Here is an 11070-nt window from a genome sequence, read left to right as displayed (position 1 = left end):
CCCACAGCAACAACATCGTCGGCTCGCCGCACCTGCCGGCGCGGGCCATCGTCGACGCGCGCAGCAGCGCGGTGGTGGCGGTGCTCAGCGCGCAGGACCCGACCCGCGGCGGCGACTTCGAACTCAATATGCGCAGCACCCCCGGCGACCCGGACGCGCGCGCGCGCAACGTCGACTACCTGCTGCCGCTGCAGCAGCAGCAGTTCCGCATCGACCAGGGCTACGGCGGCCATTTCAGCCACAACGAGCCCGAACACCGCTACGCGGTCGACTTCGCCGCCGACATCGGCACCCCGGTGCTGGCCGCGCGCGACGGCACGGTGATGCAGGTCGAGTCCGACTTCGACAAGGCCGGACTGAACCTGGAGAAGTACGGCGACCGCGCCAATTTCGTCCGCATCCTCCACGAGGACGGCAGCATGGCCCTGTACGCCCACCTCAAGGACGACGGCGGAGTGATGGTGCGGCTCGGCCAGCGGGTGCGCGCCGGGCAGCAGATCGGCTTATCGGGCAATACCGGCTTCAGCACCGGCCCGCACCTGCACTTCGCGGTCCAGGTCAACCGCGGCATGCGCCTGGAATCCATCCCGTTCCGCATGACCGGCCCGCAAGGCCCCCTGCACCTGAGCGGCGGGGCGCGCTGACCCGGCGCCGCCTCCCCCGCCCCGGGTCCCGCCCGCCTCCGGCGGTCCGCCGCCCTGCCGCCGGCGCGGGTGCCGCCCCCGGGTATAATCGCCGCCTTCCTCTCGACTCCCGACGCGCCCCGGGCGCGCCGTCCTCATGTCCGAAGTCACCCAGCAAGCCCTCCGCCGCCGCACCTTCGCGATCATTTCGCACCCCGACGCCGGCAAGACCACCCTGACCGAAAAGCTGCTGCTGTTCGGCGGCGCGATCCAGATGGCCGGCTCGGTCAAGGGCCGCAAGGCCGCGCGCCACGCCACCTCGGACTGGATGGCGCTGGAAAAGGAGCGCGGCATCTCGGTGACCTCCTCGGTGATGCAGTTCCCCTACGAGGGCCGCATCGTCAACCTGCTCGACACCCCCGGCCACGCCGACTTCGGCGAGGACACCTACCGCGTGCTCACCGCGGTCGACTCGGCGCTGATGGTCATCGACGTGGCCAAGGGCGTCGAGGAACGCACGATCAAGCTGATGGAGGTGTGCCGCCTGCGCGACACGCCGATCATGAGCTTCATCAACAAGCTCGACCGCGAAGGCAAGAACCCGATCGAACTGCTGGACGAGGTCGAGTCGGTGCTCGGCATCCAGTGCGCGCCGATCACCTGGCCGATCGGCATGGGCCAGCGCCTGAAGGGCGTGGTCCATCTGATCAGCGGCGAAGTGCATCTGTACGAACAGGGCCGCAACTTCACCCGCCAGGACTCGACCATCTTCGCCTCGATCGACGACCCGGCGCTGGAAGCGCGGATCGGCGCCGGCATGCTGGCCGAACTGCGCGAGGAGCTGGAACTGGTCGAAGGCGCCTCGCACCCGTTCGACAAGGCCAAGTACCTCGCCGGCGAGCAGACCCCCGTGTTCTTCGGCTCGGCGGTCAACAACTTCGGCGTGCAGCTGCTGCTGGACTTCTTCGTCGAGCACGCGCCGGCGCCGAAGCCGCGCGAGACCACCAGCCGCGACGTGCAGCCGGGCGAAGACAAGCTGTCCGGCTTCGTGTTCAAGATCCAGGCCAACATGGACCCGCAGCACCGCGACCGGGTCGCGTTCATGCGCATCTGCTCGGGCAAGTTCAGCGCCGGCATGAAGGCCTTCCATCCGCGCACCGGCAAGGAAGTGAAGCTGGCCAACGCGCTGACCTTCATGGCCAGCGACCGCGAGATCGCCGAGAGCGCCTGGCCCGGCGACGTGATCGGCATCCACAACCACGGCACGATCTCGATCGGCGACAGCTTCAGCGAAGGCGAGAACCTGTCCTTCACCGGCATCCCCAATTTCGCCCCGGAACTGTTCCGCCGCGCCCGCCTGCGCGATCCGCTCAAGCTCAAGCAGTTGCAGAAGGGCCTGGCGCAGTTGTCGGAAGAAGGCGCCACCCAGTTCTTCCGCCCGCTGATGAGCAACGACCTGATCCTCGGCGCGGTCGGCGTGCTGCAGTTCGACGTGGTCGCTTACCGGCTCAAGGACGAGTACGGCGTCGATGCCAGCTTCGAGCAGGTCTCGGTCGCGACCGCGCGCTGGATCCGCTGCAACGACGCCAAGAAGCTGGAAGAGTTCCGCGACAAGAACGCACTGAATCTGGCCCTGGATGCCGCCGGCCAACTGGTCTACCTGGCGCCGACCCGGGTCAACCTGCAGCTGGCCCAGGAGCGCGCCCCCGGCGTCGAGTTCCTGGCCACCCGCGAGCACGCCCACGCGGTGGCCGTCGACTGATGTCGCGCCTGCGCCAATGGTGGTTGTACTTGTTGAGCAAGCGCAGCGAAGTCGCCGCGCTCGACTACAAGGACGCCTACATGGCCAAGGTGATCATGGACATCCACCGCCTGCGCGGCGACAAGGCGCAGGCGCTGGTGCCGCTGCGCGAACTGCAGCCGATCCACCGCATCGACCGCGAGTCGGCGCAGCAGGCCACCCGTGCGCGGGCCCAGGCGCTGGCCGCGCGGCGCGAGGAATTGCTGGCCCTCGGCCGGCTCGATCTGGCCGCGCTGAGCGAGATCATTCCCTCGGTCTCGCAGATCAAGGTGGTTCGCGACGGCGCGCGCTGGCTCGCCTTCGAAGGCAACGGCCGCCTCTATGCGATGCGCGAAGCCTTCGGCGAGGGCTGCGGCTTGCTGGTGGAAGTGGAGGAATACCGTTTCCCCAAGCCGCAGAAGATCCAACGCCGGCTGCGCAGGATCCGCCGCCTCAACGAACTCGAGTGAGCCTCGGCGTCTGCGCGCCACAGGCTCGCTGCCCCCGCCCTCCCGATGCTGCGCGGCAGCATCGACTAGCATCGACCCGGTCGGCCGAGCCGGCCGGCGTCCATACGGGAGGGGGTCATGTATTACCTGGGCATCGCGCTGTGCCTGATCGGCGGTCTGTGGATCGTCGTCAACGCGTTCCGCAAAAGCATCTGGTGGGGACTGGGTTCGCTGTTGATACCGTTCGTGGCGCTGGTGTTCGCGATCATGAATTTCGCCGCCAACAAGATTCCCTTGGTCATTTACGTGGTCGGCATCATCCTGCTGTTCGTCGGCATGCCGTCGATGTCGCAGTACGGCGCCGTGCCGGCCGGCTGAACGCCGACGCTTCCGTCCGCGGAGCCCCGCCCGGGACTCCGCGGACGACGGGTGCCGCAACGCCGGCGTGATCCGGATCGCGAAACCGGACCGGCGTCGCCTTACCCCGTCGGTCGGTTCGCGCCGGGGCCGAGCATTTGCTCCAGACCGCGCTAGGATGCTGGGACCATGACCGCCGCCCACGCCCCCGCACACGGCGACCACTCGATCCGCGAGGAAATCGCCAACGCCCTGACCCACGGCCTCGGCGCCACCGCCGCGTTGGCCGGCGGTTCGGTGATGATCACCCTGGCCGCGCTGTACGGCGATGCCTGGCAGCTCGGCAGCTCGATCGTGTTCGGGATCAGCTTGCTGCTGCTGTATCTGGCCTCGACCCTGTACCACGCGATCCAGCACCCGATCGTCAAGGGCCGGCTCAAGGTGTTCGACCACTGCGCGATCTATCTGCTGATCGCCGGCACCTACACGCCGTTCACCCTGATCGGCCTGCGCGGTCCCTGGGGCTGGGGGCTGTTCGCGGCGATCTGGGGCCTGGCCCTGGCCGGGATCGTGTTCAAGCTGTTCTACACCGGCCGCTTCAAGCTGCTGTCGACCCTGATCTACATCGCCATGGGCTGGCTGGTGCTGGTGGCGATCAAGCCGCTGATCCAGGCGCTGGAACCGTGGACCCTGGGCTGGCTGCTCGCCGGCGGCCTGTGCTACACCCTCGGCACCGTGTTCTATCACCGGCCGTCGCTGCGCTACTCGCATGCGATCTGGCATCTGTTCGTCATCGCCGGCAGCGTCTGCCACTACATCGCGGTGCTGTCGCAAGTGGTGCCGTCGCCGGCCTGAACGCCGCACAGCGCGTCCACGACGCGTTCACCCCGGCTTTACCGGTGCCTGGCGATGGTGAGGCCATCGTCGAACTGGTCCCCACGCGCGGGCCGAACGGAGCGCGCCGACGCGCGCCTCCGCCACGATCGGCCGGCGCCCGCCCGCGATGAGCCACGACAAACCGCCGATACCGCCCTCCACCGCCACCGCGACGCCGTCCTGGCGCGCGCGTTTGCGCCGTCACCCGCTCCGCGTCGGTGTCGGCCTGCTCGCGCTGGCCGTGCTGGCGTTGATCCTGCTGTGGGACTGGAACTGGTTCAAAGGCCCGATCGAGCGCGAGGTCGAAGCGCGTACCGGGCGCCGGCTCGACATCGCCGGCCCTCTCGACGTCGATCTCGGCCGGGTACCGGTGATCCGCGCCGACGGACTGAGCTTCGCCAATGCGCCGTGGGCGCGGCGGCCGCTGATGGCCAGCGCGCAACGCCTGGAACTGGCGATCGAACTGTGGCCCTTGTTCAAGGGCGAGGTCCGCATTCCCGAAATCCGCCTGCGCCAGCCGCGGCTGAACCTGCAGAGCGACGCCGAGCATGGCGGCAATTGGAAGTTCGAACGCGACGGCGACGGCGAGTTGCCGGTGTTCCGGCGGATCTGGATCGACGACGGGCGGATGGAATTCCTCGACCCGGCCGGCAAGACCGATCTGAACCTGCATGTCGCCAGCCGCGCCGCGCAACGCGCCGACGCCGCGCCGCCGGTGCAGGTCGAAGGCAGCGGACGCTGGAAAGGCAATCCGTTCAAGCTGCTCGGCCGCGCCGAATCGCCGCTGGAGCTGCGGCATGCGCAGCGCCCGTACCGCATCGACGTTCGCGCCAGCGCCGGCGCCACCCGCGCTCACGCGCGCGGCGAACTGATCGACCCGTTCCACCTGCGCGACTTCGAGCTGCAACTGGCCCTGGCCGGCACGAACCTGGCCGATCTGTATCCGCTGCTGGGGCTAGCGATTCCCGACACCCCGCCCTATGCGCTCGACGGCCGCCTCAGCCGCGAAGGCACGACCTGGCGCTATCGTCGTTTCAGCGGCCGGGTCGGCGACAGCGACCTGTCCGGCGACGCCAGCGTCGCCACCGGCGGGCCGCGTCCGTACCTGCGCGCCGACCTGGTCTCCAAGCGGCTGGACTTCGACGATCTGGCCGGCTTCGTCGGCGCGCCGCCGCAAGCCGGACGCGGCGAAAGCACCAATCCCGAGCTCGCGGCCGAGAACGCACGCCTGCAGGCCAGCGCCAAGCTGCTGCCGGACACGCCCTACCGGCTCGACAAACTGCGCGCGATGGACGCCGACGTACGCCTGCGCGCCGGGCGCATCAATGCGCCGGGCTGGCCGTTGGACGACATGCAGGCCCGTTTGCTGCTCGAAAACGGCCTGCTGAAGCTGTCGCCGCTGAACTTCGGCGTCGCCGACGGCGAGATCCGCTCGACCGTGGTCATGGACGCGCGCCAGGCGCCGATCCGCACCCGTGCCGACATCGACGCGCGCGGCCTGACCCTGGCCAAGCTGCTGCCCAACGTCAGATTGGCCAGCGACGCGGTCGGCAAGGTCGGCGGCCGCATGGCCCTCAGCGGCCGAGGCGACTCAGTCGCGCGCATGCTCGGCAGCAGCGACGGCGAGGTCGCGGTCGGCATGGGCCCGGGCCGGATCAGCAACCTGCTGATGGAATTCACCGGCATCGACCTGGCCGAGATCCTCAAGTTCAAGCTCACCCACGACCGCAAGATCCCGATCCGCTGCGCGTTCGGCGACTTCGCCGTCGCCGACGGGGTGATGAGCGCGCGCGCGCTGGCCTTCGACACCAGCGATACCTTGCTGGTCGGCAAGGGCACGATCGACCTCGCCCAGGAAAAACTCGATCTCACCATTCGCGCCCGGCCCAAGGACCGCAGCCTGCTGGCGCTGCGCACGCCGTTGTACATCGACGGTACGTTCAAGCATCCCCGCGCGCGTCCCGATTACAAGCGCCTGGGCCTGCGCGGCGCGGCGGCGTTGGCCCTGGGCAGCATCGCACCGCCGGCCGCATTGCTGGCGACGCTGGAGCTGGGACCGGGCAAGGACGCAAGCTGCGCCGGACACGCGGCGAACTGAACGCGTGCGCGGCGCCGGCTACAGTTCGGTGTCTCCACCCGGATGGGACAGGTCGTAGACCAAGTTCGCTTCCATGTGGCTGCCATCGGGCAACCGCTGGCTGAGCGCGTACTCGGTACGCCCATCGCGCAGGCGCCGTTCGCCCGCCAGGCGAATCCGATTCAGGCAGGACACGATCACCGCCGAGTTGCCGACCGTGCCGCCTTGGGCGTCGAACGCCAGGTTCTGCAGCGTCACCTCGCGGCCCTTGCGGCAGCGCCCGCGCTCGGCGTCCGGATCGCTAGAGGCTTCGACGCGCAGCAACAGGTCGAAACGCTCGCCGCGGTCTTCCTGGCCCAGGATCGCGACGCGTTCGATCCGCCGCACCGGATCGGCGAAGATCTGATCGATCGGCAGCGCAAACGTGCGCACCGCGGTCGCGATCTGCAGACTCCCACCATCGGCGGCGATGCCGACCTGCGCCGGGCGTTGTTGCGCACGTCGCGCCGGCAGCGACTTGGGGCCGGCGTCCTGTGGCGCCATCGGCCGCGGATGCGACGGCGACGGCGGCGTCGCTGCGGGCGCGCGGCCGCTCGTCTCCGGTGGTGCGTCCGCCGGCTGGCATCCCAGCATGGCGGCGACGAGGCAGGCCGCGACCGGCATGCGCACGGCAAGGAAAGAGCATCGATTCATGGCGGTCCTTCACTAAAGCCTGGGCCGCAGCCCCGTCGCCTCACGGCCCGGCGCGCGAAACCGGACACCCTGCGACCGCGCCGGACGCCGGCGGAGCCGCTGCCGCGCAAGCCGGGCCCGCGTTACATCGTGATGTCCGCGCCCGGATGGCGCAGGTCGTAGACCAGATAGACCGGCCAGGTATCGCCTTCGGCGTAGGTATGTTCGAGGTCGTATTCGACCCGGTCGCCCTCGCGGCGCTCGGCGACCAAGCGAGTGCGCTTGAGGCAGGACTCCAAGTCGTGACTGCCGCTGACCTGGTTGTCGTTGGCGTCGAACGCCAGAGTGCGCAACACCACCTCGCGGCCGTCGCGGCAACGCCCGCCCTCGGCCTTGGGATCGCTGGCGCCCTCGATGCGCAGCAGCAGATCGAAGCGTTCGCCCTTGTCCTCCTGGCCCAGGATCGTCACCCGGTCGATCTTGCGCGCGCGGCCGTCGAACACCTCGGCGATCGCGATCGGGAACGCGCGGATCGCCGTGACCACGTCGACGCGCTGGCCGTCGGCGGCGACGCTGGCCTGTGCCGGACGCGCCGGCGGCGGGGCGGGAGCCGGCTGCGCCGCGGCAGGCTTGACCGCGGCCGCGGCCGGTTCCGAGGCCGACGGCGAACACGCGGCCAGGGTAACGGCCAGGGCGGCCAACGACGACCGCAGCACAACGAAACGACTGGAACGCATGGTGATCCTTCACTCGGGCATGCGACGAAACGTCGCCGCCGCGCAGCATAGTCGAATGCGCGCGCTCTGCGGCAAGGGGCGCCGCCGCGGCCGCGCTCAGCTGACGATGTAGCGCTGCAGTTGGTCGAGTTCGAGCTGCTGGTCTTCGATCACCGCCTTGACCAGGTCGCCGATCGACACCACCCCGACCACCCGGCCCGCATCGATCACCGGCAGATGGCGGATGCGCCGTTCGGTCACCACCTGCATGCAGTGGTCGGCGCTGTCGCCGAGCCCGACCACCACCACCTCGGCGGTCATGATCGCGCGCACCGGCGTGTCCGCCGACGAGCGCCCCTGCAGCACGATCTTGCGCGCGTAGTCGCGCTCGGACAGGATGCCGGCCAGCCGCGGCCCCTCCATCACCAGCACCGCGCCGATGCGTTTCTCGGCCATCAGCCGGATCGCGTCGATCACCGGCGCGTCGGGCCCGATGGCGTGGATCTCAGGGGCTTTCGCCTCCAACAACTGTCGTACCGTGCGCATGGCCGTCTCCTTCCGCACGCTGGGGAAACCGCTTCGGTTCCGAGCATACTCCTCGCGCGGGCTGCCAGGTGTCGATCAGGTACAGCGGCCGCTGTTTGGATTCCTCGTACAGCCGGCCCAGGTACTCGCCGATCAGGCCGAGCGCGATCAGCTGCACCCCGCCCAGGAACAGGATCACCGCCATCATCGTCGGCCAGCCCTGCACCGGGTCGCCGAACAACAGCGCCTTCAGCACCACCTTGGCGCCGAACGCGAACGCGACCAGGGCCGTGGCCAGGCCGAGATAGGTGGCCAGGCGCAGCGGCGCGGTGGAGAAACTGGTGATGCCTTCCAGCGCCAGGTTCCACAGCCGCCACAGATTGAACTTGCTGGCTCCGGCCATCCGCGCCTCGCGGTGGTAAGGCAGGGCGATGCGGTTGTAGCCGACCCAGCCGAACAGGCCTTTCATGAAGCGGTGCCGCTCGCGCAGCTGGCGCAGCGCATCCAGCGCGCGCGGCGAAAGCAGGCGGAAGTCGCCGGTATCGGCCGGAATCGGAGTGCGCGAAAGCCGGCCGATCACCCGGTAGAAGGCATGCGCGGTGCTGCGCTTGAGCCAGCCCTCGCCTTCGCGCTCCATGCGGGTGCCGTAAACGTCGTCGTAGCCCCGACGCCACAGCGCCACGAACTGCGGGATGAGCTCCGGCGGGTCCTGGCCGTCGGCGTCGAGGATCAGCGCCGCGCCCTCGTCGATCCGGTCCAGGCCGGCGGTCAGCGCCGCCTCCTTGCCGAAGTTGCGCGACAGGCGCAGCAGGGCGATGCGCGGATCGCGTGCGGCGAACTCCTGCAGGAGCGCCCACGTGCGGTCGCGGCTGCCGTCGTCGACGTAGAGCACGCGCCCGTCGATGCCGTCGGCGGCCAGGACGTCCAGCGCCGCGGCGATGCGCGGCTGCAGCAGCGGCAGGCTCTGCTCCTCCTCGAAGGCGGCCAGGACGACGGTGACGCGTTCGCGATTCATGCCGCGCATAGTAGCCGCGCGGTCGCGTTGCGGAACGTGATCGGCACGGCTGCCCTCATTCGATCCGCTTGAGGTAGCCGTCGCCGCCGATGTAGCGCATCTGGCGCTGGATCGCGCCGGCCCGCCGCTGCACATAGGGCCCCGGCCGGGAGATGCTGTAGCGCTTGGGGTTGGGCAGCACCGCGGCCATGCGCGCGGCCTCGGCCGGCGCCAGCCGCGCCGCGTCCTTGCGGTAATAGGTGCGCGCCGCCGCCTGGGCGCCGTATACGCCGTCGCCGAACTCGGCGATGTTGGCGTAGACCTCGATGATCCGGCGCTTGGGCCACAGGGTCTCGATCAGCAGGGTGTACCAGGCCTCGATGCCCTTGCGCACCCAGCTGCGGCCGCTCCACAGGAACAGGTTCTTGGCGGTCTGCTGGCTGATCGTGCTGCCGCCGCGGACCTTGCGGCCGCGGGCGTTGTTCTTGCGCGCTTTCTCGATCGCCTTGAGGTCGAAGCCGAAATGCTCGGCGAAGTTCTGGTCCTCCGCCGCGACCAGGGCCACCGGCAGGTTCGGCGAGATTTCGTCCAGGTCGCGCCAGTCGTAGGCGATGCGGAAACCGAGATCGCCCTCGCCCCAGGCTTCGAACTGGCGGATCAGCATGAACGCCGACAGCGGCGGGTCGACGAAGCGCAGGGTCGCGACCTGCAGGATCGAGGCCAGCGCGAACAAGAACGGCAGCGCCATCAACCAGCGCAGCCAACGCCGCAACCGGCGCGGCCGCGGCGGGACGACGGCAGTCCCGGGGTCCGGCACCGGGGAGGTCAAGTCTTGCACCGGCACGCCTCCGCCCCCACTGTGGTGGCGACACGGCCCGCCCGCCTCGTTGCCTTCGGTACCGATCGCGTCGGCATGCTTGCCCCCCTTTCACTCAAAACGCCCACCAGAACGCGCGCATTATCCGCGAAGCCGCGCCCGCATTCGCAGCCGGGGCCGCTTCGCGCGCTCGAGACCACGACGATGACCGATTCCCAGACCGCCGCCCCCGCCGACGACCGCGACCGCCTGACCCGCTTCATGATCGAGGGCGCCGGGGTCCGCGGCGTGCGCGTCCACCTGCACGACACTTGGCGGCAGATCCGCGAACGCGCCGAGTACCCGGCCGCGGCGGCCGAACTGCTGGGCGAAGCCGCCGCGGCGGCCGCCCTGTTCACCGGCCACGCCAAAGTCGACGGCCGCCTGTCCGTGCAGTTGCGCGGCGACGGCGCCCTGCGCACCCTGTTCGCCGAGTGCACCTCCGCCGGCACCCTGCGCGGCATCGTCCAACTGGCCGAGGACGGCGGCGCGGTCTCGCGCGACCTGCGCGAACTCGGCTCCGAGGCGATGCTGGCGATCACCATCGAAAATCCCGGCCTGCACGGCCGCGAGCCGGTCCGCTACCAGGGCCTGGTCGCGCTCGAATCCGACTCCCTCGCCGGCGCCTTCGAAGGCTATTTCCGCCAGTCCGAACAGCTCCCGACCCGGCTGCTGCTGGCCGCCGACGAACACCAGGCCGCCGGCCTGATGCTGCAGAAGCTGCCCGGCGACCAGGGCGACGACGACGGCTGGGCTCGGGTCGGAGCGCTGTTCGACACCCTGCGCGCCGGCGAACTGCTGGCGTTGCCGACCGCCACCCTGCTGACCCGGCTGTTCCACGAAGACGGGGTCCAGGTGCTCGGCGGCAAGCCGCTGGGCTTCGCCTGCTCCTGCTCGCGCGAGCGGGTCGAGGCCATGCTGGTCTCGCTCGGCCGCGAAGAGGCCGACGCCGCCGCAGCCGAGGGCGAAGCCCGGGTCCGCTGCGAGTTCTGCGGCCAAAGCTACCGCTTCGACCAGGACCAGATCGCCGGCCTGTTCGCCGCCGCCGCGGCCGAGGTCGAGGCGCCGCACCGCCTGCAGTGAGCGACGAACGGTCTGGCGGATCCGAGATTTGGGACCCCTATCGGATTGTTAAATAAACATAA

General features: G+C 69.8%; 12 protein-coding genes. 7 read left to right on the top strand and 5 right to left on the bottom strand.

Features of this window, described 5'->3' with window-relative positions; genetic code table 11:
* The 6 genes from TX83_RS20370 to TX83_RS20345 form a co-directional block, all read left to right on the top strand.
* A partial coding sequence (locus TX83_RS20370) for a M23 family metallopeptidase (RefSeq protein WP_064749816.1) occupies positions 1–644 on the top strand: 644 nt, incomplete at its 5' end.
* A 136-nt stretch (positions 645–780) separates the two neighbouring features.
* Complete coding sequence (locus TX83_RS20365; protein WP_064749815.1) at positions 781–2385, top strand: peptide chain release factor 3; 1605 nt, start codon at positions 781–783, stop codon at positions 2383–2385.
* A complete protein-coding gene (locus TX83_RS20360; protein WP_064749814.1) occupies positions 2385–2873 on the top strand; it encodes a hypothetical protein in 489 nt (162 codons plus the stop codon). Before TX83_RS20365 ends, TX83_RS20360 begins: the two co-directional genes overlap by 1 nt.
* Before the next feature lie 117 nt (positions 2874–2990).
* Complete coding sequence (locus TX83_RS20355; protein WP_064749813.1) at positions 2991–3230, top strand: hypothetical protein; 240 nt, start codon at positions 2991–2993, stop codon at positions 3228–3230.
* A 168-nt stretch (positions 3231–3398) separates the two neighbouring features.
* On the top strand, positions 3399–4064 hold the full coding sequence (trhA, locus tag TX83_RS20350) for a PAQR family membrane homeostasis protein TrhA (protein ID WP_064749812.1): 666 nt from the start codon (positions 3399–3401) through the stop codon (positions 4062–4064).
* A gap of 148 nt (positions 4065–4212) precedes the next feature.
* Positions 4213–6183 (top strand): AsmA family protein, encoded by a 1971-nt coding sequence (locus TX83_RS20345; RefSeq protein ID WP_064749811.1) that lies wholly within the window; start codon positions 4213–4215, stop codon positions 6181–6183.
* A gap of 18 nt (positions 6184–6201) precedes the next feature.
* Here the strand turns inward: TX83_RS20345 and TX83_RS20340 are convergent, their stop codons facing one another.
* The 5 genes from TX83_RS20340 to mtgA all read right to left on the bottom strand — a co-directional run bounded on the left by TX83_RS20340 (position 6202) and on the right by mtgA (position 9817).
* Positions 6202–6705, bottom strand: a complete 504-nt coding sequence (locus TX83_RS20340; RefSeq protein WP_141233603.1) for a hypothetical protein — start codon at positions 6703–6705, stop codon at positions 6202–6204.
* A gap of 272 nt (positions 6706–6977) precedes the next feature.
* The gene (locus TX83_RS20335; RefSeq protein WP_141233602.1) at positions 6978–7571 is read right to left on the bottom strand and encodes a hypothetical protein; all 594 of its coding nucleotides are present in this window, start codon (positions 7569–7571) and stop codon (positions 6978–6980) included.
* A 96-nt stretch (positions 7572–7667) separates the two neighbouring features.
* On the bottom strand, positions 7668–8096 hold the full coding sequence (locus TX83_RS20330; RefSeq protein ID WP_064749808.1) for a CBS domain-containing protein: 429 nt from the start codon (positions 8094–8096) through the stop codon (positions 7668–7670).
* The gene (locus TX83_RS20325) at positions 8056–9090 is read right to left on the bottom strand and encodes a glycosyltransferase family 2 protein (protein WP_064749818.1); all 1035 of its coding nucleotides are present in this window, start codon (positions 9088–9090) and stop codon (positions 8056–8058) included. Before TX83_RS20325 ends, TX83_RS20330 begins: the two co-directional genes overlap by 41 nt.
* Before the next feature lie 55 nt (positions 9091–9145).
* Positions 9146–9817, bottom strand: coding sequence for a monofunctional biosynthetic peptidoglycan transglycosylase (gene mtgA / locus TX83_RS20320; RefSeq protein ID WP_079248359.1), 672 nt, complete (start codon positions 9815–9817; stop codon positions 9146–9148).
* A gap of 273 nt (positions 9818–10090) precedes the next feature.
* Here mtgA and TX83_RS20315 point away from each other — a divergent pair, with 273 nt between their 5' ends.
* Positions 10091–11008 carry an Hsp33 family molecular chaperone HslO gene (locus TX83_RS20315; RefSeq protein WP_064749807.1) on the top strand — a complete coding sequence of 306 codons (918 nt, stop codon included), beginning with the start codon at positions 10091–10093 and terminating at the stop codon, positions 11006–11008.
* The last annotated feature ends 62 nt before the right edge of the window (positions 11009–11070 follow it).

The organism is Lysobacter antibioticus HS124 (assembly GCF_000336385.2).
Lineage (GTDB): Bacteria > Pseudomonadota > Gammaproteobacteria > Xanthomonadales > Xanthomonadaceae > Lysobacter > Lysobacter firmicutimachus.
Note: the sequence above shows the minus strand (reverse complement) of the source record. Positions and strands in the feature narration are given on the sequence as shown.